This is a genomic window from Lysinibacillus sp. NPDC098008, assembly GCF_044760715.1.
Taxonomy (GTDB): Bacteria; Bacillota; Bacilli; order Bacillales_A; family Planococcaceae; genus Lysinibacillus.
Map to the genome: position 1 here is coordinate 25695 of NZ_JBIWBA010000022.1, position 23402 is coordinate 49096.

Consider the following 23402-nt stretch of genomic DNA (forward strand, 5'->3'; position numbering starts at 1 on the left):
TAGATTATTTGGAAATTTCCTCAGGTGTAGCTGTTATTTTTAGCCTCTCCAATTCAATTTTTTCAGATTCTACCTCTAATTCTTTCTGCCTCACTAAATATTCTTTTTTAATTTGATACATTTTTATAGCTCCCAGAACTCCAATAATAAAAGCAAATACAAGCATTAAAATTTGAATATTTGAGAAATACAAATAAAACACCTCGCTTTCAACTTTATACCGAATTATTTACCGACATCCAAGCTGATTCATAAATGTTGCTATAAGATTCATCTTTTTATAAGAGATCTCTATCAAAATCAAATTTAACAGTTTTTTAAGAAATGTTAAAGGAATTAGTAAATAATTTAGGTTTATATATAATATACATTTATTTGGAATTTATGTATAATAAATTAAACCCTTTATTATACTTATATGTATTATATTGGGTTAAAAACTAAAGGAGATGAATGTTCAATGAAAAAAGTTAATATTTTTATTTGTAGTTTGATATTCACTTTGATTATCTCTACAGCTTTACCAAACTTTGCACATGCTAGTGAACTAAATAGTAAAGGAGAAGCTCTAACAGAACTAATATTGTATAATTTTAACACAAAAAAATTAGAATTTGATGATAAAATCGCTCAAGAAAAGTATAATTTTACAAATGAAGAAATAAATTACTACGAATATTTAGAAACCTTAACTTCTGAAGAGGTTAATACTAAATTTTTAGAATTAGGAATAGACATGGAGAATTATGATGGTGATGTAATCTACAAAGAAGATGAAGAAGGGGAACTTACAAAATATGGTGTAGTCGCATGGCTTGTAGGAATTGGTTTTGTTTCTATTGTTGGATATTTTTTCTGGGATCGATATCTTACACATAAAGAAAAAATGAATTATATGAATAAATGCTTTGCTCAGGGGGGGAACCCAGTAATTGACTCAAGAGATAATGCTGGTTTAGATGGAACAACTGATGCCATGGCAGCTCAAAAAATTGGTGGATATAATTTTGCGTGTAAAAGACCATAAAGCTATTAAGAATGAAAAATTCTAAATGAGCCAATATGATTATTTATTATTTTAATATAATTATATAGTTTCAGTAACTATATGAGACGCTTAAATTGATAGCTTGAGCTAAATCTATGAAAGTAAATCTTAAAGTGAAAGCTCGTTTATTTTAATAGGATAGAATAACCATATTATTATTTGCCCAATATATTTTTAAAGATGGAACTGCTGAGGCTTCTAAATAGAAAGACCTATTATATGGGAAATTCAAAGAAAAATTATACCATCTCCTAATAATTAAGGAGGTGGTATTTTTACGTAGAAAATTCTAAATATAATGCTGCGGGATGAACTAAAAATAAAGGTATTGCTTTAGTGTATATAGAAATATATGCGATAAGAAAGACAAGGGGGAGGATGTGAAATAAATAGATACGCTACAAATCAGACGTGTTGATGATACCACTATTGGTTGTAAAAAGGCGTGTGTTGCAAGTAAACACTGAAGTGGAGGGAGCGACTCAGGCAAAATAGCATAGACGGAACATCCATTTTTTTCAGCCCTCGCTGAAAAAATGAGTTGGAGCCTGCGCCCGCAACTGAAATGAACAAGGTTTTCGTATCCTCTTTAAAATAAAGGTTAATCAACACGCCTAGTTATAAATTGTATTATTGATAGGGGGAATAAGGAATTTAGCGTTTTAATTGTTTAGTAACAAGAGAATGGAATAAAATCATTGAAGCTTGTATACATTGAAACCTAGATGTGTGAATGATACAAATACTAGTTGTGAAAAGGTGGGGTTTGCAAGAAAATGCTTTATTTGATAGTCTATTCTTGTTCATTGGAGCCTGCACCTGCGAAAAGCGTCTCCCACAACGGAAATGAACATAAAAATACAGGCTAATCAACATGCCTAATTGAGACAATCATTACTTTTAGAAAGGTCTTATGCCAATGCAAAGTATAATTTTAATTTTAATTCTTCAGCTAGTTTATGTACCTTTTTTAACATTACGTACCATCTTTTTGGTAAAGAACATCACCTTCCTTGCTGCGATATTTGGTATGCTGGAGATGTTGGTGTATGTATTTGGCCTTTCGCTTGTTTTTAGTGGAAAGCAAAGTATGCTTGCGATGGTTGTTTACGCATTTGGCTTTGGATTAGGTATATTTTTAGGAGCTAAAATCGAACGTAAGCTAGCAATCGGCTATGTCTATGCAACCATTAATACGCAAAATAAAAATGAAGAACTTGTACAATTTCTACGTAGTGAGGGGTTTGCCGTTACAATCTATGTTGGTGAGGGGCGAGATAGTAATCGCTATAAATACGAAATCCTTACTAAACGAAATCGTGAAGCGGAGCTTTTTCAAATCGTCGAACAATTTGAGCCGAATGCCTTTATTATTTCCTATGAGCCTAAATCATTTAAAGGTGGCTTCTTAGTTGCTCGTATGAAGGCAAGACAAAAATAACTAGCAGAAAGGGAGTCGCTACATCTAGACTCCCTTTTCCTTTGTTATTGAGCGACTAGCTTAAGGAATTGGGTGAATACTCCTCTGCATTAATTGACGCATTAGCTTCGACCCAGTTTTTAAATAACTCAAAGTCTGTATAGACAACTTGCTTGTAGTGCATAGCCTGTAATAGAATATGCTCTATAAAAATTGTATGGTTTTTACCAATAGCTTTTAAAATTTCATCTTCACTATGATATGTGAACACATGTGAGTAGTCGATATCGGCTCTGGCATGGATTTTGGCAGCAATTTGTCCCATAATTGCAGTTGTTGTATAGTAATCCTCTAAGCTTTTGTAGTTTTTTGGCTTTACCTTTTTCTTAAATGGTGAACGTTCACGAATATAAAATTCTTGCCCATCCAGTGTTACATAGGCAAGGTGAGGATCTTCTAAATGGTGCATAGCCTTTTGTGTACCGACAACACGTGCACCTTGATGACTATATATATTCCAAAAATCCTCGTGATATGGTAGGAAGTAAGCTGGAATAGCTGTGCGAACCTCCTTCATTTCTAGCACAATATCACCCTCTACTAAAATATAGTAGCGTTTTAAACCAATGGAGGCGGTGCCAGAGCCATATTTAATGGCGATGTCCTTAATTGTATAGTTGGTTAAAGCATTTGAAATCGCTTCATATTCCTCTGCTGAAACAGGCTGTATTTCCTCCTTCCATTGAAAAACATGCTTGCCATCCTCGTTAATTTGTGTAATATCTTGCACAAATTGAGTGCTTTGGCGTTTCTCCAGCTTTTTCAGCATCTTTTTAATAGGCCCCTTTGTATTATCCTTTGTAAAGAGCATTGTCATTGGGTCATCCTGCTGACGCTGAAAACGTTTCAGCTGCTGAAGGTAGCTGCTCAGAAAGCTTTGAATCGCTGTTTCCTGGGCTGCGTTATGTAAACCTTGTTCCTCTAAATAAAGTGCAATGCTAACACTCATACGTGTAAGGTCGTATAAATAGGAGCCAACATAGCCCTCATCAAAATCATTCACATCAAATACAATATTGCCTGTTTCATTTTGAAAAGCGCCAAAGTTGTCCATATGCATATCGCCCTGAATCCAAGTTGGTTTTATATCAGGTGTGTGGAAGATAGAAGCAATCTTTGTCACATCAAAATAAAATAAGTATGCACTACCACGGAAAAAACGAAATGGACTTTCCAGCATTTTTCGATATTTCTCCAAGCGTTGAGCCTCTGTTAAACTCATACGTTGACCATCAAATTCCTCAAAAATCGTTGCTAATAGCTGTTCTCTTAAATGTACCCTTGTTTGTTTAACTTGCTCTAATAAAGCATGTCCCATTTTTATCAGCTCCCTTTGTTTTTAAGTATATACGGAAGATATAGCAATAGGTTTCAAAACCATTCAAAAAATGTCTATGTATCTTATGCGATTTTATAACATGTTCAATAATTTGCTTTCATACTATAAGACATGCTTAGTTGCAGAGGGGGGTAATATGTATTTTTTGACCAAAAGCCTTGTTATTATAATAGGAAGTATTGCTTTATCATTAGGCATTAATGTGTTTTTAACACCCCATGAAATTTTAGATGGGGGTGTTGTGGGACTAGCGCTTATTTTACATTATTTATATAAGCTAAAAATTGGTTTAATGATTATTCTCATTAGTATTCCAATTTTTATTATTGCTTGGTTTAAATATAGAGCCTATTTTTACAATAGTGTGCATGGCTTAATTACTTCTTCCTTTATTATTGATTTGCTAAAGCCAGTAAGGAATATTGTACAAATAGATGCTCTTTATAGTGCCATATGTGGAGGTATTCTCGTAGGCTTTGGTATTGGCTTAATGCTTCGATTTCAGACAAGCACTGGTGGGACAGATTTAATTGCTCAATTTATCTGTGACAAAACAGGCATCAATGTAGGTGTTCTTATCTTTTTTATTGATTCCATTGTTATTGTAATTGGTGGACTTCTTTTATCCTCAACAACGTTTTTGTTATCAATTATTACGGTGTTAGTTGTAGGGCTTACAACAAGTATGATGACAAGCCGCATATAAAAAAATAGCTCCAGTATACACTGAAACTATATTTTCATCAGCTTCTTTTTCGGGTGTGCAGGCTTTACTTCTGCAAGGAGTATCGCAAGTAAAATAAGCGCTGCACCTGCAATCATACGTCCTGTTAATAGCTCATGTAAAAAGAGCACGGAAAATGCCATGCCGAAGAATGATTCCATTGATAAGATAATAGCACCCTTTGTAGCGGATGTATGTTTATAGGCTATATTTTGACATAAATAAGCAATGACTGTTGAGAAAATCGCTAAATATACAATGGATAGCATACCTTCTTTTTCGATGCTTGTTGGTATATCCCCTTGTCCAATCACAATGATTATCCCTATGATCGAAGCGGATATAAATTGGATAATGGTTAATGTAATAGGGTCCTCTTTTTTTACAAAGAGATTTGTATAGAAAATATCAAAGGCAAAGCCAACAGCACAGGCCAATGATAACAGGTCGCCTATATTGATTGTCAATGAGCCTTCAAGCGATAAAAGTCCAATTCCGAAAATTGCCATAAAAGCACCGATAATCTCATAGCCATCAATACGGCGTTTATACACCGCAAGCGCAATTAGCGGCACAATAATAACATTCACAGCGGTTAGAAAGGCATTTTTTGATGGTGTTGTATATTCGAGTCCAACGGTTTGTAGCGCGAATGCTGTATATAAAATTGCGCCTAATATCGCACCTTTCCAAATAACTGATTTCGAAGCTTTTTTTAATCTTTTACCGAATAATAAAATTAAAATCAGTGTTGCTAAAGCAAAGCGAGCAGCCATCAATTGATAGGCTGTGAAATATTCTAAGGCAATGGCTGTTACGACAAATCCACTACCCCAAACGATTGCAGTAATCAGCAGCATACCATCAGCTATATAGGTTTTCATTTTTCTTCTTTCCTCCTAACTTCACTAGAATAGCATAAGAAAGAGGGAAATAATTTAATTTTATTTCTAAATATTCAGGCGTTTTTTTTGTACTTATTCCAAAGCAATTACTCAACATTTAATAGGCTATGTAATAAGTACAATTTAACGGCTGCGGAAAGGCGTTCATAAAAAACATGATCATTATCTATAGGTGCCACTAGCTGACGTATTTTTGTCATGCGATAGCGAATTGTATTGGGATGGCAAAATTGTGCTACAGCTACTTCCTTAATATTTCCCTTTTTAATAATATAGTTGATAGCTGTTTCCATTAAATCTGGGTCTGCCTTATGATTCAGTAAAGGGTCTAAAAACTCTGTAACATATTCCATTGCAAATGCTGGCTCTTTTCGATAAAGCTCAATAAATAAACGATCAGATGCAAGGCTTTTATAATGATAGCTTGGTAGCATATCAATTTTAGCTAGAATACTAGCAAAAAAGGCTTCCCGTAAAGCGACAGGAAATCCAGTTTGGCTATTATAACAGCTACTATAGCCGAAAGTGATTGTATCCGTAGGGATGGCGTATAATGCTAACCATTCATGTAAAACCTTGTCAAATTGAAACTGCTGGGATGAGTGCGTCATAATAATAAAAATGCTCTGTTTATAGGTACATACCAGACCTGATTTTAAGAGTGACTCTAACGAGAAAAAGGGTTGCATCCAGCTAGGGTGAGATAAGGTATCTGCTCGTAAATTTGCTACAAATACATATTTTTCAAAGGGTTTATTAAGTTGCTGTAAAATAGATTGAACTTGCTCTTGTGTAATATCCTCTTCGATTAGCCTTCGTAATATAGTTTCTAAAAAGAACGAATAATCCTGTGTTTTAGCATAGGCCATCGTTTCTAAAATAATTTTCTCAAAAAACTCATCTCCACCAAATTTTAATATCGGGAAATTTTGCTCCTCTGCATAGGCTAAAACCTCGTCAGGCAAATGCTGAAAAATAACAGGCTTATAGGCTAGGGCACTCGCCCCAAGCTCCACCAAATTTTTAACAGCATTCAATAAATAGTCAGGCTGTTGCTTAGCGAATAGCAAGCTGCTTAGCACAACGCTATTTGGTGTGAAAATCGTTTCTCGTACAGGGTCAATATCTGGTGAAAATTCAAAGTCTAAAATTTCTACATTGTGAACAGCTCTATGTAACCCATTGTGACCTGCAACAACAGTAAAATTTTTTGTAATGGGGAGTTGTAAAAAATTTTCTACATTCATAATGAAACCAAGCCTTTCCTGTAATCAATTACGCCTCAGCGTAATTGTACCTGTCGCTAATGCTTTCGATACAAAAAGAATTTGCTGAACTAAGATAAACTGCTATTCCCTATTATAAAAGGACTGATGAGTAAAAGACCAATAGTATTATGAGCTATGCTAAATAAAAAATTTGCTTGTTTAACGGACAGTCCCACATAAGTAGACTTTTTATTAATACTAATGAAATAGTATAAAAAGCATGTTTCCTGAAAGGGATTTATGAAAAAGTAAGGTAAGAAATAGTGCTGAAGACTTCTTTTTTACACTTGATTCACAGTCTGTTTACAATGAAAGCGTACAATGAACCATAATAACTAATTGGAGAGGTGCAAAAATGGAGTCTGCTATAAGGTATAGGATAAAAACTAGTAATATAGTTTCCCTATTGAAATATTTATATGAAAAATATCGACATAACACATTATATATAAAACGTTTAAAAGCATTAAAGCAAATTATTCAACATAATGATTTGCAGACATACTTTCAGCCTATTGTAGATTTACAAGCAAAGCAAACGATAGGATTTGAAGCATTAAATCGTCCCACACCTTCACAATTATTTTCTAGCGTGGATAAATTTTATGAGTTTGTAGGACAAACAAATTGCGTATTTCTATTTGAGTGCTTTTGTAGAAATCTTTCCTTACAACGTTTCAAGGAGCGGTTATCTGAAAAGAAGATGGACAGAAGCTTTTTAGTGTTTCTTAATATCCATCCGAATGTATTGATAGATAAAAAATATCACAGTGGGGAAACATTACAATTATTAAAAGAACTTGGTATTAAACCTCAGCAAGTAGTTTTCGAATTAACTGAGCGTAGTGCTGTAGTAGATTTTGTGGAATTTGAACGTGTGTTATCTCATTACCGCTCTCAAGGCTATCGTATTGCTGTAGATGATGTAGGCTCAGGCTATAATAGCTTAAAAACGCTTATTTATTTAAAGCCAGAATTTATTAAGCTGGATCGTTCGTTAATTCAGTTTATTGATAAAAATAGGGAGCAACAGCAGCTTGTTACCCTGTTGATGGAATATGCGGAGCAGGCGAACACTAAAATTATTGCTGAAGGAATTGAACGATATGAAGAACTTGAATATTTATCCCGTATAGGTATCCACTATGCACAGGGTTATATGATAGGAAAGCCCGCGGAGGAAATACAATTAGGGAGAATAAGGATGGGTGACTATGAAGATAGGAGAAGTCATTGAAAAAGGTCCATGTATAAACGAATTTATGAAAAATAAAGAAGTGGACAAACTTTTTACAAGCAATCCTTCATTGCGTAGTGTAGTAGTCGTTCGTGATGAAAAACCAATTGGATATATTACACGTACACATTTCTATCAAAAAATAGGCACTCGCTATGGCTATAATTTATTTATGGAACGGCAAAACAAGCTTGTTATTAAAGAAAACTTTTTAATAGTAGATCGTAATATGCTTATTACAGAAGTTAGCACGCTCGCAATGTCTAGGCCTCCAGAAGATTTATATGATGATATTATTGTCACCAAAAATGGCTTATATAATGGAATAGTTAGTATTCGAGAATTACTATTAAGGCTAGTAGATATACAGGTAACGATCGCAAGCTTCTTAAATCCTTTAAGCAGTCTTCCAGGCAATAAATTAATCGATGAAAAGCTAGAGGAAGCATTACAGTTATCAGAATATAGTTTAATATACTTTGATTTAGATCATTTTAAATCATACAATGACACATACGGTTTTAATAAGGGTGATAAAATTTTATTGTATTTAACAGATATTTTAAAAAGGCATATATGCGATGCTGAAGATTTTTTAGGGCATATTGGTGGCGATGATTTTGTTGCTATTCTTCCGCATCATAATATAGAGAAAATTTGCCAAAACATTATAGCTGACTTTGATGCCAATATTTCAAGCTTTTATCATTTAGAGGATTTAACATATGTGCAGGTAGCCAATAGAGCAGGGGAGCTACAGCCTTTAACATGCACTTCTTTATCGATTGCTGTTATTACGAATGAATATCAATGCTTTGACACGGTTGAACAATTGTCGAATGTAGTAACACACGTAAAAAAACAGTGTAAAAAAATAACAGGTAGCTGTTATTTAATTAATAAACAACAAACCTACTTCGTGCATTAAAGAAAACTACGTATGACCTTAAGAAATACTTTTAATTTGTCAACAAAATGGCTTTATAGCAATTTGGATTATATAGAATAGCTTGAGCAGCTCCTATGAAGAAATATCGATCGTTGAATATTATATTTATTATAATAATTGAATTTTTACCATAATTAAGGATTTTAAAATGAGGTTTGTGACTAGAAATAAAGCTTAAAATGGATGTCTATAAACTGCCCCTAGATTATTAAAAAATCTAGGGGCAGTTTATAATTTGTCACCAATTGCAGTGTTAGTGATTAAACTATCTATACATTCAAAAGGATATTTAGATGATTTTCTCTAAAACTAATTCTTTACAATAGGGTGATTGTTACTGAATTTTCCGGGTATACTCATAGGCAAGGAAGCGTTTTATTTTAGAAATTTATTAATCTCAATAAAACATACTTGAATTATAGGAATTAAGGGTATATAATTCGAATACGTTATGATAAAACATCTTAGGGGGACTTTCAGTGTCAAACTTACAAATCATTCTGAACGTAGCAGTGTTGCTTGTGTTCGTTGGAATTTTATATGTTATGAACAAAAAGCACGTTAAATTTTCTAATCGTGTTTTTGCAGGTCTAGGCTTAGGGATTGTACTTGGGCTAGGGCTTCACTTTATCTATGGTATTGATTCGGAGGTACTGACGAAAACAACATCTTGGTACAATATTATCGGTACAGGTTATGTAAAATTACTACAAATGATTGCTATGCCATTGGTATTTATCTCTATTTTAATTGCCTTTACAAAAATGAAGATTGGCAAAAACTTTGGGAAAATGGCGGCACTTATTTTAGCGATTTTAATTGGTACAACGGCTGTTTCAGCAGCGGTAGGTATTTTTTCAGCAACTGTATTTGATTTAGATGCAACGCAAATTTTGCAGGGGGATGCAGAAGCTGCACGTGGTCAATATATTGAGGAAAGAGCAACAGGCTTAGCAGCACCAGATTTACCAACACAAATTATTGAGCTATTCCCAGCAAACCCATTCTTCGATTTAACAGGTGCACGTTCTACATCTACCATTGCAGTTGTTATTTTCTCCGCATTTTTAGGTTTTGCCTATTTACGTGTAGCACGTAAGGATGAGGGGACAGCAGCTACTATTAAAAAAGGCTTGGATGCTATTTATGCGCTTGTCATGGGTGTTGTAACAATTATTTTACGTTTAACACCATACGGTATTTTAGCGATTATGGCTCGTACTGTGGCAACATCTGATTTTAGTGCTATTTATAACTTAGGTAAATTTGTCATTGCGTCCTATGTAGCATTAATTATTGTATTTATTGTACATTTATTAATTTTGACATTTAGTGGCTTAAACCCAATTACGTATGTAAAAAAATCTGCAGAAACATTGTTATTTGCTTTTACATCACGTTCAAGTGCGGGCACATTGCCTATGAATATTCAAACGCAAACAGGACGTCTTGGGGTATCTGAAGGTATTGCAAACTTCTCTGCTTCCTTCGGCTTATCTATTGGTCAAAATGGCTGTGCAGGCGTCTATCCTGCTATGCTAGCCATTATGATTGCACCAACTGTTGGCATTAATCCGCTTGATCCCGTCTTTCTTATTACGGTTATTGCAGTAGTAGCGATTAGCTCGTTTGGTGTAGCAGGTGTTGGTGGTGGTGCGACATTTGCAGCAATTCTAGTATTATCAGCGCTTGATTTACCAGTTGCGCTTGCGGGTGTATTAATCTCTGTGGAGCCTTTAATCGATATGGGGCGTACAGCTTTAAATGTTAGTGGTTCAATGACTGCTGGTGTGACAACAGCACGTGTAACAAAAGAATTGGATACAGCTATGTATAATAATAAAGAATTAGGTGCGCAAGTATCAGACCTATAACATAAAAAGAAGCCTCTTTTAAAGTAAAAAACTTTAAAGGGGCTTTTTTGTGTAGGTTATATTATTTTTACATAAAAATCTTGACCATTAATTAACTCGGCAACCTCGATATGATAATTTTGCTTGTAGTAATGATAAATATTGTAGGCTAAACCGGAGTGTCCATTTAAATATGTGCCTTTTTTAATTTCTTTACGTGGGTTATGGAAGTCAAAATATAAACGTGCATCAGGGCTCATTGTCTTTAAAATAGCCAGAAACTCTTGTTCTTCAATATGAATACCACGTGTATATCTACACTCTCTGCGATACGTATCGTGAGCGACATTCACTGGAGACGCTTCAAAAATCATTTCAATTTGTTTATTCAAATGACAACAACTCCTTTCGAATTATTAGTAGCATCCATTAAGAACAATTGATGAAAACTAAAACTTCGCGAAAGTTTTTATGGTTCTAGTATATAATTATCAGAAAATTATAGCAATATTTTTCTACCAATCCTGCTGCTGTATTTCCTCCGCTACAATTTGTAAATCATAGGCATTAATAATGAAAAGCGTATAGTCATGTGTTTCCATATATTTTTCAGTCAAACGCTTAATATATTTTGGTGATCCTTCATTTTCCTCATCATAAATAAGCAGTAGTCCATCTGTATTTTGAATAATAAATTTATCCTTCTCAATAAATTGCCAAGGTGCTTCATAGGGTCTTTTGGTAACGCTTGTCACAAAATCGGCTTGGGCAAGTATTGTTTGATATTTTTCCTTTTTAGGGTCCTGCCAATTTTTCTCTTGTTCTAAAAAAGGGGTAATAACCGAATATTTCAAGTGAGGAAATTCCTTTTGTAGCATCCATATTACTTCAGCACTCCATGTTTCCACGCCCTGCTGTCCACTGATAATCACCCATTCAAGTCCTTCATCTAATAATACACGTAAGCGATCCTCTACTGCTTTTTTAATAATGGCAATGCCCGGATGCTTATCATTAAAAATACCAAGTTCATGTGGTCGATAGCCAGTAATCATAATTCGCTGTAACAACAAAATGCCCCCTAAGCTGTATAGTTGTACTAATAGTATACAGTAGGGGACAGATGAAAACGATTTATAAGGTTAAATAGGAAATAACATCGCTATTGTTCAATGTGTATTTAAGATAGACGGTCTATTTCAGCTTGAGCCTTTTTTAAAGCCTTTTGAAGCTGATAAACTTTAAGCATACTAATTAATCCACCTAGTAATGCGCCCAATAAAACAGAGCCAATAATAACAAGGATTAATGGCCATTCTGCTTCTCCAAATAAATAATTAACGGTTACACGATCTACGTTGATTACTGAAAAAGCCGCAATAATTAAAACAACAACTAGAGTTAATATTAAATTCCATTCTTTTTTCATCAGCCATTGCCTCTTTATTTGAAAGTTTTTAATTATTATATAATTTAATAGGAACAACTGACAATATTAACTACTCTAAATAAGTAAAAATGATGACAGGTATAAAGAAAGCCTGTGGAAACCTCTTTTCTCTGCACTAGAATATTTGACATTAACCATAAAAAAGATGACCTCAATTACCTTAGAGAAGTCATCTTAACGCCTTTTATTGATTATCTATTTTGTGAACGCTCAGCCGGTTGTTCAATTTTGACATAGCGCCATAAGCTGTTGGCGATATCGCGTGCTTCACCTACATGCTCTGTGCCTGCGAAAGCTTTACGGAAAGGTGTAAGCAATGATTCAACAATAAAGAGCTTTGGTTTTTCTTGCTGTAATTCCTCTAATAAAAACTGTGCATATTCTAAGCCCTCTGGTGTATCTGTACTTGATAGCCCTTTTGTGAAGCCTTGTAATTGCTCAATCACCATTTCCTTTGTCACATTTTTATAGTTCACGACATTTTGAATGGTATTAATCATTTCCACACTAATCAGAATTTCTTTTGATTCCAGCATAGTAGGTATAATTACGCTAATATTGCGTAATGCTACACGTACAATGGCTTCTCGATTGATGTATTTATAATCAGCAATAAAGACTGCACGTAATGTGAGGTTAATCATGCCAAATGTTTGCACAGCACATTCATAGCTAATAGGGCTAATCTCTTCTCCAAATACTTGTACAAGGCGATTAGCAAGCCATTCTACTTCTTGTAAATGGTAGTTAATAATAATTTTTTTTAGCTCGGCATCACGTGAATGGAAGATAGATTCGAAAATTTGTACTAAATTTAGCTCTTTATTGACATGCATAAGCACCGCAACTTGCTGTGTTAGTACCTCTAAATCCGTTGGGTCCTTTCCATAAAGCAGTTCATGGCGACGATTGCTTGCTTCTTCACGTCCCTCATCTAGAATGGCGATTAAGCATTCGTTTTTAGAAGCAAAGTGATTATAAAATGTACCCTTTGAAATTTTAGCAGCACTAATAATGTCATTAATGGATGTATCAACGAATCCTTTTTTTATAAAAAGTTCACGGGCTGCTGTAATAATTTGTCGTTTTCTTTTATTCATAACCTCACCTTTTTTAAAGTATTATACTCTTATTCTATAGTATAAACGCTTATACATCAACATTTATAAAATTTATAAACTTATTTGTTGAAAAAAATAGACTACGAGTATAAAATAAATTTTATCGCAAAACATAAGAAAGAATTGAGGGATAAAAATGGATAGTGAGCAAATAATGAAAAAGCCCCCATATGGCATGATAGCCATTTTATTTGTGGGTGCTTTTGTTGCTTTTCTAAATAACACACTGTTGAATGTAGCATTACCAACAATTATGAACGATTTTGGTATCACATATGCAAAGGTACAATGGCTTGCAACAGGCTATATGCTTGTTAGCGGTATTTTGGTTCCTGCTTCAGCATTCTTTGTTACACGCTTTAAAAATAGACATTTATTTATTACAGCGATGTCTATCTTTACAATTGGTACAATTATGGCAGGTTTCGCACCGAACTTTGGTATGCTGCTAGCAGGTCGTATGGTGCAAGCAGCAGGTGCTTCTAGTATGTCACCACTTTTAATGAATGTGATGCTAACGAGCTTCCCGAAAGAAAAACGTGGGGCAGCAATGGGGATTTTTGGTTTAGTAATGATTATGGCGCCAGCAATTGGTCCTACATTATCAGGCTATATTGTGGAACATCACGATTGGCGTATGCTTTTCCAAATGATTATTCCATTTGCTATTCTTAGCTTATTATTTGGCGTTTGGAAACTACGAAATGTTATGGAAACACGTGAAGTACACTTAGATTTCCCTTCAGTCCTGTTATCAACAGTTGCATTCGGTGGTATTTTATACGGCTTTAGTACAGCAGGTGATAAAGGATGGTCAAGTCCTTGGGTATACGGCACAATTACAATTGGCTTTATCGCATTAATTATTTTCATTATTAAACAGTTGAAAATGGATGAACCGCTACTGGAGCTACGTATTTATAAATATCCAATGTTTGCATTAGGATCTGTGATTTCCGTTATTATTTCGATGGCAATGTTCTCAGGAATGATTTTAACGCCAGCTTATGTCCAATCTATTCGTGGTATTGAACCGTTTGAGGCTGGTTTAATGATGCTGCCAGGGGCACTTGTAATGGGGATTATGTCGCCAATCACTGGTAAATTATTTGATAAGTTTGGTCCACGAGTGTTAGCAATTATTGGTTTGGTAATCACAACAGCCGCGACATTCGGTTTAACAAAATTGGAGATTGATTCAAGCTACACATATATTGTATCAATGTACACAATTCGTATGTTTGGTATGTCGATGATTATGATGCCAATTATGACAAATGGCTTAAATCAACTACCACAAATTATGAATCCGCACGGTACAGCGATTAACAATACATTGCAGCAAGTGTCAGGCGCTATTGGTAGTGCAATATTAGTAACATTTATGAATAATCGTACAAAGGTGAAAGCAGAGGAATTAGTGGCAGAGGCAAAAGCAAATGCAGCACAATCAGGGGCTGCGCCTACGCCAGAGCAGATGCAGCAAATGCAAGACCAAATTATGCAAACGGCTTTATTAGATGGTATTACACATTCCTTCTTAATCGCGACAGCTTTAACAGCGGTTGCCATAGTGCTGGCATTCTTCTTAAAACGTGTAAAAGTTGAAAGTGCAGCAAATACTATGGATTTAAAAAAGCCAACTAAATAATATGTAGAAACTCCCTTAAGATAAATTAGTTATCTCTAGGGGGTTTTTTAAGTAAAGTTCCAATGACGGTACAATTGATTAACTTTAATAGCGCTCTAATATAGGGCAATCTTATCTATATGTGGGAACAGTATGCTCTGTAAAATAAAGGTTTATCAACAAGCATAATGTTCAAGCTTTGATGCTGCATAATAAGTCAAATTTATGATAGTTTAATAGCAAATCGTTGACCAAAACAAAGGAGCTTGAAAATATTGTCGAATTTGTGTATTAGCGCATTGAAATAATGGGCAAACAGTCTTATAATGAAGGTTGTAATGTCACCAAGACAAGATAAGGATGGTATTATGATGCGCTTTTTGCACGATAAAGTTAAACACGCTAATAACAAGTCATACGATTGCTATCCAGCCCTTGTGACTGGTGAATGTGTAAGATATACGCTGTAACGACTGTTAAGTTTTACCTTAATGGTCTTTTTTACATGTAAGTAATAAAAAATAGTACTAGTGATGGCAAAGGAGAGTTCAAAATGTCAGAAACGAATAACCAAACACAGGCTGAGCAAGTAACTGTGAGTAAAGAGCAATTAGATGTACTAGATCAATTATTAAAGCCTGAAGTTCAGGAGTCACTTACAACATTAGTTGAGCAATTACCAAAGCTAACTGAAATGATGACATTAGTAACAAAATCATATGAGTTTGCTCAAGCTGTTGCAACAGACGAAGTGCTTAAAAATGATACTGTTGGAGCAGTATCAGAAATTGCTGGACCTGTAGTAGGTTCTGCCAAAAACCTTGCAGCAACTGCGATTGAAGCGAAAGACCGTGCATCTGAAAGCCAGGAAGTAATTGGTTTATTCGGTCTTATGAAAATGTTAAAGGACCCGCAAGTTCAAAATATTTTCCGTTTTGTTAATGCTTTCTTACAAGTAAACGCAGAACGTAAAGGTAAATAAGACTAAAGGTAAATTCAATTCGTAAGGACGGAGGATCAATTAATCATGTCAAAAGAAATCGTCATCCTAGGTGCTGGTTACGCTGGTGTGTTAACTGCACTAACAGCACGTAAATACCTATCAGCTGATGAAGCTAAAATTACTGTCGTTAACCAATTTCCAACACACCAAATTATCACTGAGCTTCACCGTTTAGCTGGTGGTACAATTGCAGAAGGTGCTGTTGCATTGCCGCTTAAAAAAATCTTTAAAGGTTTAGATATTGATTTACACATTGCAAAAGTAACAAACTTCAATGTAGATACAAAAAAAGTTGATTTAGATAATGGCTATACATTAACATACGATACACTTGTTGTATCTTTAGGTAGCCAAACAGGATTCTTCGGTATCCCTGGCTTAGAAGAAAACTCAATGGTTCTTAAATCAGTTGATGATGCAAATAAAATTAACAAACATATCGAAGATCGCATTAAAGCATATGCACAATCTAAAAATGAAGCAGATGCAACAATCGTTATCGGTGGTGGCGGTTTAACAGGTGTTGAGCTTGTTGGTGAAATCGTGGACAACTTCCCGAAAATCGCTGCCAAACACGGTGTTAATTTTGCTGATCTTAAAATTAAGCTTGTTGAGGCTGGTCCGAAAATTTTACCTGTACTGCCAGATACTCTTATCCAGCGTGCTACTGAAAGCTTAACAAAACGCGGTGTAGAATTTATTACAGGTACGCCTGTTACAGGTGTTGAGGGTAATGTGATTTCCCTAAAAGACCGTGAACCAATTGTAGCAAATACACTTGTTTGGACAGGTGGGGTAGCACCACTGCCAATCGTAGGTGAATCAGGTCTTGCTGTTGACCGCGGTAAGGCAACAATTAATGAATTCCTACAATCTACATCACATGAGGATGTATTTGTTATTGGTGACGCATCTGTAGCATTACCAGCTGACGGCGGACGTCCATTATATGCGCCAACAGCACAAGTTGCATGGCAAATGGGTGAATGTGCAGGCTACAATGTATTTGCACAATACAAAAACCAAGATATGAAGCAATTCTCAGCAGTAAACTCTGGTACACTTGCAAGTCTAGGTCGTAAAGATGCTGTAGCTACAATTGGCGCTAGCAACACAGAGCTAAAAGGTCTTCCTGCTACATTAATGAAAGAAGCATCGAATATTCGTTACTTAACACATATTAAAGCTTTATTTGGCTTAGCATACTAAAATAGTAAATCCTCTTAAATGCAATTTTGCGTTTAAGGGGATTTTTTCGGTCATCTAAAATAGGCATCATTGATTAATAGTAAGAAAATAAGTAAAATTAATTAGACAGGAAAATTTTACTTGAGGTGATAGGGCTATGTTCACAGTATTTCAATCTAAAAAAGAGGACGTTGAGCAATTTAAAACAAAAATTGATGAATTAAATGCAAAGCTGGATAAAAAGGACCATGAATTTCAAATATTTTTAAACGAGCTACATAAAGAAATCATTGAAACGATTGAACAGCATAATAAGGTCAATGATCAGCATGCTGTTTTAGGTAAAATGGTTGGCGAAATCGTAGGAGAATTTAATAAAGTAGAAAATAGCACAATTCAATCCAATAGAATTTCAGAAAGCGCGCTGGATAAGGGCAACTCATTAATTTCTTCCTCTAATCAAATGATGACATTATCAGTGGAAAGTAAACAGGCTGTTCATGAGGTGGAGCAATTGATTGATGCATTAGGGGAGCAATCGCAAAAAACGTCGTTAAGCATGAGCAATTTAAGCGAACGCTCCAAACAAATTGCAGAAATTGTAAACGTTATTGGTGAAATTTCAAATCAAACGAATTTACTAGCTTTAAATGCATCCATTGAGGCGGCAAGAGCAGGAGAGCATGGTAAAGGTTTTTCCGTTGTGGCTGAGGAAGTTCGAAAATTAGCGGAAAGTACAAAAACAAGTACAGAGGATATTGCTAATTTAACAAAGAAAATTGAAGAACAAATTGGACTAGCCTATGAGGATAATAAAAATAATATGCAGCTAGTATCTGAGGGAATTGAAAAAAGTGCTAAAACGTCCACTCAAATTGATAATTTATTGCAAATTATGACGAATGTGCAAACAGGCATTAATGAGCTATTAGACTATATTAAAGATCAAAAATTATCAAATGAAGATGTGATGCATAAATTTAAGACAACGACTGCCTTATTTGATGAAACAAACCGTGTGTTAACAAGCCATATTGATGAATCCGAAATTGTAACGAAAAAATTATTAGAGGCAGTAGAGCAAGTAAAGCATTTTCCAACAGAGCAGTAAAAAACACCAGATTGTATGCCACAATCTGGCTAAAGCTTTAAAAAGAATTTTGATAAAAGTGCCTCTTTGCAGGCTGTATATTGCAGCATAATAAAATAACAGCCACCACTAACATAACCCAAGAGGCACTAACGATAACAAGACGAATGGTTATCCATTCAGCAACAATGCCAAACAGTATTGTTAAGATAATACTAAAAAATGCTTCAAAAAAGCTATACATGCTGCCGATACGTCCCATGCTTTCAGGTGGAATATTATTTTGATAAAATGTATAAAAGCCTGTATTCGCAAAGGCAGTTGCAAATGCTAAAAGAAAGCAACCAAAAGTTGCGATAGTGAATGTCCAGGATGCGGTAAAAATAACATAGCCCAAAGCTGTTAAAACAGACCCCATGCCAATAAGCCAAGCAGTAGAAATTCTTTCAACAACAGCAGAATTGATAACAGAGCCAATAAGGACACCAACTCCTGCGATACTAACTAAAACCCCATATTCCCCCTCAGACAAAGCAAGTATCTGAGTAGCAAAAGCAGCCTCTAAAGAATCGGTTGCTGTCATAAAGACAATCATCATACTAAATAGCAAACAGATTATCATGACATACGGGTTACTAACACTAAAGCGTATCACCATTTTCCAATCATCAAGCCATAATTGATAAAATAATTTTTTCGTTGTATGACGAATAAATTGCTCGTGTACTTCTATATTCGGCATTTTTATAGTAAAGCAGGCGGATAACAATAAAGCTACTGCATTTAGGTAGATGGCTATATGGGGTGTGCCAAGCGTAAAAAGTAAGCCCGCAATAGCCGGTCCTGTAAGAAATGCGCCCGAATCCAATAAGCTACGCAGTGAGTTAAAGCGTTTTCGTTGTGCAGCCGGTATTAATTTTGTGATATAGGCTGTAGATGTTGGCTGATACATAGCACTTGCGGCCGTAATCGAAAAGACTAAGCTATAAATCCATCCTAAGCTAGAAAAGAGGGGCAGTAGCACAATTAATAAAGCTTGAAAAATATTGAGAAGAATCATGAGATATTTTTTGTTGAAACGATCTATCAAGCTGCCTGCCCAAAAATTTGTTAATAGAGAAGAAGTAGCTCTCACAATATATAAGCCAGATACAGCAAGAGCGGATTGTGTAAGGTTTAGCACAATAAGGTTTAAAGCAATAAAATAAACCCATTCACCAACACTAGAAATACCAATACTACATAATAAAATAACAGGATAGCGCCATGCTTTCTTCATCATAAATTCCTCCTTTTATTTTGGCAAAATAAAAAATCTCACCTCCAAGACCTATAGTCTTAGGGACGAGATTGTGGAATTTATCGTCACGTGGTGCCACCCTAGTTCACTATTATGTTACCATAATAGCCTTTTCAGTACGGCATAACTTCCATGCTTATACTGTAACTCTATAACGGGAGTTCCCGTCACACCATCATTCAACCGAAATCCAATGCGCTACTCCGAGACTTGTTTCGATAATTCGTTCCTGCTCATTTGCAGCACCCTGAGCTCTCTGGGAGGAACAGCCTTATGTACTCTTCTCTTCATTGTATTTTTGCTAGTGTAGCATATGTATGGAAACTTGGTAAAGAGTGCATTTAATATTTTCGAAGGAATGTTTGTAATTGTGTGAAAGCAGATTGGCAAAGTTGTAGAGATAACATTGTATTATCTGTAATTTCAAGAGAATAATCTGCTCCTTCTAATATGACTAGATGATGATTCGTAAGCTGTGCTAGCTTTTCTTGTGAGTAGTGGGGGTCTGCTGTACCAATAGCTATAAATGCTTGCTTATTGCATAAGTTTTCCATCGTATGCTCCAGCGATAACATTGGTGTGAATAGCACATAGTAAGCAGGAATCACAGAAGGCTGCTGCATATAAAAATCTATAATCGGCATAGTGCCTAATGATTTTCCTAGATACACTGCATTTGTATAGGACTTTGTTTGCAAGCAATATTCTACAATAGTATTAACGCTGTTGTATACCATATTGGAAATAGCTAGTGGTTCCTGCTCAAACTGTTGCTGTTCAAACGTGTAGTTGATCTGTATAACATCATAGCCAAGCTCAGGCATTAGGGATTTTGCATAATAAAGGATAGGCTTATTATAGCTATAGCCTGTACCAGAGAACATAAAGCAGATTTTATTACTATTCTTGTCAAAAAAATCATAGGAAATGCCGTTGTAAATGTTTTGCTGAGGTTTGATTTTTATGTAAATTACTCCATTTGTTCTATCTATTGGTTTATAATTTTACTATAATAAGGAGGCGAACTTTATGAAAGCTATCATGATCAATGAATTTGGATCAGCGGATGTTTTAACATATTGTGAATGTCCAAAGCCTACGATTGCAAAAGGCGAGGTATTGATACGTACAACCTTTACAAGCGTAAATTTTGCTGATATTAAAAATCGTACAGGCAATAAAGCCAAGGCAAATTTTCCAATGATTCTTGGTTTAGATGTCGCAGGTATTGTAGAGGACGTATTCGATATAAATAGTCCTTTTCAAAAGGGTGATCAAGTAATTGCCTTTCCGAAAAATGGAGCATATGCAGAGTATGTTGTAGCAAAGGAACAGCTAGTATTTAAAATTCCACAAGATGTTCCTATAGAAAAAGTAGCCGCTGTACCGACTGTGCTATTTTTGTCGTATATCTTAACACATCAAGTAGCAGCCATTACTGAGCAGGATAGTGTATTAATTCATGCTGCCTCTGGCGGAGTCGGGGCAATGCTAATTCAAATGGCAAAAAGACTTGGGGCAAGGCAAATCATAGGCACAGTAAGTCATTTAGACAAAGCAGCCATTGCTTACGAGCTTGGGGCGCATCAAGTATTTACTTATGATAGCTTCAGTGCATCTATTAATAATTATACAAATGGTGTTGATATTGTTTTTGATTCGATTGCAGGCGTAATTACAGAGGAAAGCTTACATTGTTTAGCACCATATGGCACACTTGTCCAATTTGGCAATAGCGGGGGTAGGGCAGGAACGATTAAAACATCGGATTTACATAGCAGCTGTCGCAATATGAAAGGCTTCAGCTTGGGTACAACAAGAGCGAAAAGACCTGAAATGCTACAGCAAGTGGCGCAGGCTATTTTTGCTATTGTAAAAGAAGAAGGCTTTCAAGTGCCAATTGCTAAAATTTTTACCCTAGAGGAAATGCGACAGGCTCATGAATTCATGGAAAGTCGTCAGCATCAAGGTAAAATACTAATAAAAATATAAATTAAGGAAAGATGATGCTCCATACTTATGAGAGCATCATCGTTCTTTATTAATTTTCTAATTCAGTTAACCTTTCAACAATACGCCTTTTGCGGTAGAGCATAATGCCTGTTTCAGCAATATCCTGAATCATGCCTTTATTAGCATAAGCACCAAAAATCATGCCAGCGATTGGAATCATTTGAAACAGCTTTTTCCAGCCTAGCTGATCGCGATACGTATAAAAGACCTCCTGCCAGCCTTGAAGCTGAGAAATCATATTTTCTGATGTCTTTTCGTAGCTATTCATCGTTGAAAGCTCCTGTAAAATCGCCTCTTTTCCAACAATATCAGCAGAGGTAAACTGGAGGCATTTGACAATAAAAATCCGTTCCATTTTATCGTTAGGATCATAGCCATGGATCATCGCAATTTCCTGCAATGTTTTTAATGCTGTGCCTAGAATCATAGGGATATCAATGGCTAATGTAAAAATACCACCAAAGCCAGTAGAAGCTCCTTGAACTGTCGCAAATTTCACACGCTCACTTTGTAATTGCTCACTAAGCGCTATCATATCCTCTAACGGTATTTGTCCAACATCAGAAATGGTTAAAAGATGCTCTGTTGAGGAATGCTTGCGAATCCTTTGTAGCATGGCTTGTTCACTAATTAAATATTTTCCACCTGACTGAATATAACTGCCTAATTCATCGACTAATAGGGCAATTTTATTTTGAATAAAGGCAGGTGTCATTTTATCGAGTATTTTAAACGGTATTCTTCCTAGCTTCTCCCAAAACCATAAACCCTTTTGATCATTTTCCCATGCATTGATTTCTTGTAAATGCTGTTGTAATAGCTCACGATTCTCCATGGTTATCAAATCCCCTTATTTGTTCATTTAACTGTACATACGAAAAAATAGCAGGAAAGTTTCATTGATGATATAAGCTAACATCTTCACGGAGATTCATATAAATATTTTTGGATAATATTCGTCATTTTCTCATCATAATCAGGGTAAGTATAATCTAGTAAGGATGCGACTTTTTTAGAATAAAATCTAAACATTTCACAGCATAGATTAAAGGAATCCCAAGCATCTGTATAACCAGCTAGGGAAAAGGTTTGAACCAGTTTCTCTAACTCTTTTTCGGGAAGATATTTACCAATAAATTTATAGTTCTTACCTACACTAAAATGACATCCTTGTCTTATTCCAATATCCCATGACATCATCCGTAAAAGCTCAGGTCGAAGAATTTGGTTGAAATGGTCCAATGCAAAAAGTAGCTCTTTTCTAAGTAAGCCTTTTGCTACATAAGCTGATACGTTCCAAAACTCATTGCAACAATCATCAAACTCTCGCTCGGATGGCTTTTTAATCCAATATTTCTTATCACTTGGAATAATTTTTTCTTTTATTCGTTTATCTTTATCCATCAATACTTCTACTAAACCATCTGAATCAGAGAAATATTGATCTACTTCATTTACAGGAATCAATGTCAAATCTATTTTTATACCATCGCTAAAATACATAATATAGCTGAACCAATTCCCTAACTCTGATGGGTATAGCTCCATATCTTCTGGTTTTTGCATAAATATTATGTCCCCAAATACATTTAGCCAATGGTCACTTTTCTTATAGGGCTCTATATTTGTGACAAAGAATGAAATATCATAATCTTGAAAGTTATCTTTTGGAATATTTGTATTAGTTCTTGAACCTTCAAGAACAGCTAGTCTAATTCGATCATCGTCCATAATAATAGTATCGAAAAGTGTAATTAGTTCATTTTCTTTCCTCATTTCAATTCCTCCCTTTACATTTTGATAT

22 protein-coding genes and 1 other annotated feature are annotated in these 23402 nt (G+C 35.2%); of the genes, 11 read left to right on the forward strand and 11 right to left on the reverse strand.

Annotated elements, in window-relative coordinates:
• Positions 1–460 precede the first annotated feature (460 nt).
• Positions 461–1027: a hypothetical protein gene (locus ACIQVU_RS16305; protein WP_340804013.1), complete on the forward strand. Its 567-nt coding sequence runs from the start codon at positions 461–463 to the stop codon at positions 1025–1027.
• Between the two features lie 940 nt (positions 1028–1967).
• Positions 1968–2489 carry a DUF2179 domain-containing protein gene (locus ACIQVU_RS16310; RefSeq protein WP_340804015.1) on the forward strand — a complete coding sequence of 174 codons (522 nt, stop codon included), beginning with the start codon at positions 1968–1970 and terminating at the stop codon, positions 2487–2489.
• 55 nt (positions 2490–2544) lie between these two features.
• Here ACIQVU_RS16310 and ACIQVU_RS16315 read toward each other — a convergent pair whose 3' ends face one another.
• On the reverse strand, positions 2545–3846 hold the full coding sequence (locus ACIQVU_RS16315; protein ID WP_402896341.1) for a DUF2252 domain-containing protein: 1302 nt from the start codon (positions 3844–3846) through the stop codon (positions 2545–2547).
• A gap of 157 nt (positions 3847–4003) precedes the next feature.
• On the opposite strand from ACIQVU_RS16315, the gene ACIQVU_RS16320 reads away from it, so the two are divergent.
• Positions 4004–4573 (forward strand): YitT family protein, encoded by a 570-nt coding sequence (locus tag ACIQVU_RS16320; RefSeq protein WP_340804017.1) that lies wholly within the window; start codon positions 4004–4006, stop codon positions 4571–4573.
• Positions 4574–4599: 26 nt separating this feature from the next.
• Here the strand turns inward: ACIQVU_RS16320 and ACIQVU_RS16325 are convergent, their stop codons facing one another.
• A complete protein-coding gene (locus tag ACIQVU_RS16325; RefSeq protein WP_340804018.1) occupies positions 4600–5475 on the reverse strand; it encodes a DMT family transporter in 876 nt (291 codons plus the stop codon).
• Between the two features lie 107 nt (positions 5476–5582).
• Complete coding sequence (locus ACIQVU_RS16330; RefSeq protein WP_340804019.1) at positions 5583–6743, reverse strand: PucR family transcriptional regulator; 1161 nt, start codon at positions 6741–6743, stop codon at positions 5583–5585.
• Between the two features lie 376 nt (positions 6744–7119).
• On the opposite strand from ACIQVU_RS16330, the gene ACIQVU_RS16335 reads away from it, so the two are divergent.
• The 3 genes from ACIQVU_RS16335 (at position 7120) to ACIQVU_RS16345 (ending at position 10824) form a co-directional block, all read left to right on the forward strand.
• Positions 7120–8001 (forward strand): EAL domain-containing protein, encoded by an 882-nt coding sequence (locus tag ACIQVU_RS16335; RefSeq protein ID WP_402896344.1) that lies wholly within the window; start codon positions 7120–7122, stop codon positions 7999–8001.
• Complete coding sequence (locus ACIQVU_RS16340; protein ID WP_340804022.1) at positions 7979–8929, forward strand: GGDEF domain-containing protein; 951 nt, start codon at positions 7979–7981, stop codon at positions 8927–8929. Before ACIQVU_RS16335 ends, ACIQVU_RS16340 begins: the two co-directional genes overlap by 23 nt.
• Before the next feature lie 500 nt (positions 8930–9429).
• The gene (locus ACIQVU_RS16345) at positions 9430–10824 is read left to right on the forward strand and encodes an L-cystine transporter (protein ID WP_402896346.1); all 1395 of its coding nucleotides are present in this window, start codon (positions 9430–9432) and stop codon (positions 10822–10824) included.
• A 56-nt stretch (positions 10825–10880) separates the two neighbouring features.
• Here ACIQVU_RS16345 and ACIQVU_RS16350 read toward each other — a convergent pair whose 3' ends face one another.
• From ACIQVU_RS16350 to ACIQVU_RS16365, 4 genes are all read right to left on the reverse strand, one after another.
• Complete coding sequence (locus tag ACIQVU_RS16350) at positions 10881–11195, reverse strand: hypothetical protein (protein ID WP_340804024.1); 315 nt, start codon at positions 11193–11195, stop codon at positions 10881–10883.
• 123 nt (positions 11196–11318) lie between these two features.
• Positions 11319–11858 carry an SLOG family protein gene (locus tag ACIQVU_RS16355; RefSeq protein ID WP_402896367.1) on the reverse strand — a complete coding sequence of 180 codons (540 nt, stop codon included), beginning with the start codon at positions 11856–11858 and terminating at the stop codon, positions 11319–11321.
• Positions 11859–11983: 125 nt separating this feature from the next.
• On the reverse strand, positions 11984–12232 hold the full coding sequence (locus ACIQVU_RS16360; protein WP_340804026.1) for a LapA family protein: 249 nt from the start codon (positions 12230–12232) through the stop codon (positions 11984–11986).
• Between the two features lie 212 nt (positions 12233–12444).
• Positions 12445–13353, reverse strand: coding sequence for a TetR/AcrR family transcriptional regulator (locus ACIQVU_RS16365; protein ID WP_340804027.1), 909 nt, complete (start codon positions 13351–13353; stop codon positions 12445–12447).
• 157 nt (positions 13354–13510) lie between these two features.
• On the opposite strand from ACIQVU_RS16365, the gene ACIQVU_RS16370 reads away from it, so the two are divergent.
• From ACIQVU_RS16370 to ACIQVU_RS16385, 4 genes are all read left to right on the forward strand, one after another.
• Positions 13511–15025 carry a DHA2 family efflux MFS transporter permease subunit gene (locus ACIQVU_RS16370; protein WP_340804028.1) on the forward strand — a complete coding sequence of 505 codons (1515 nt, stop codon included), beginning with the start codon at positions 13511–13513 and terminating at the stop codon, positions 15023–15025.
• A 532-nt stretch (positions 15026–15557) separates the two neighbouring features.
• Entirely contained in the window at positions 15558–15986 is a 429-nt protein-coding gene (locus ACIQVU_RS16375; protein WP_340804029.1) for a DUF1641 domain-containing protein, read from the forward strand.
• Positions 15987–16031: 45 nt separating this feature from the next.
• Complete coding sequence (locus tag ACIQVU_RS16380) at positions 16032–17216, forward strand: NAD(P)/FAD-dependent oxidoreductase (protein WP_340804031.1); 1185 nt, start codon at positions 16032–16034, stop codon at positions 17214–17216.
• Positions 17217–17352: 136 nt separating this feature from the next.
• Entirely contained in the window at positions 17353–18306 is a 954-nt protein-coding gene (locus ACIQVU_RS16385; RefSeq protein WP_340804032.1) for a methyl-accepting chemotaxis protein, read from the forward strand.
• 37 nt (positions 18307–18343) lie between these two features.
• Here ACIQVU_RS16385 and ACIQVU_RS16390 read toward each other — a convergent pair whose 3' ends face one another.
• Positions 18344–19564, reverse strand: coding sequence for an MFS transporter (locus ACIQVU_RS16390; protein ID WP_402896350.1), 1221 nt, complete (start codon positions 19562–19564; stop codon positions 18344–18346).
• Positions 19565–19622: 58 nt separating this feature from the next.
• Positions 19623–19885: a binding site (T-box leader), on the reverse strand.
• 41 nt (positions 19886–19926) lie between these two features.
• Positions 19927–20469: a hypothetical protein gene (locus ACIQVU_RS16395; protein ID WP_402896352.1), complete on the reverse strand. Its 543-nt coding sequence runs from the start codon at positions 20467–20469 to the stop codon at positions 19927–19929.
• A 145-nt stretch (positions 20470–20614) separates the two neighbouring features.
• Here ACIQVU_RS16395 and ACIQVU_RS16400 point away from each other — a divergent pair, with 145 nt between their 5' ends.
• A complete protein-coding gene (locus ACIQVU_RS16400; protein WP_402896354.1) occupies positions 20615–21577 on the forward strand; it encodes a quinone oxidoreductase family protein in 963 nt (320 codons plus the stop codon).
• Positions 21578–21626: 49 nt separating this feature from the next.
• Here the strand turns inward: ACIQVU_RS16400 and ACIQVU_RS16405 are convergent, their stop codons facing one another.
• A complete protein-coding gene (locus tag ACIQVU_RS16405) occupies positions 21627–22433 on the reverse strand; it encodes an EcsC family protein (RefSeq protein WP_340804036.1) in 807 nt (268 codons plus the stop codon).
• A gap of 86 nt (positions 22434–22519) precedes the next feature.
• Positions 22520–23374 (reverse strand): aminoglycoside 6-adenylyltransferase, encoded by an 855-nt coding sequence (gene ant(6), locus ACIQVU_RS16410; protein ID WP_340804037.1) that lies wholly within the window; start codon positions 23372–23374, stop codon positions 22520–22522.
• Positions 23375–23402: the final 28 nt, after the last annotated feature.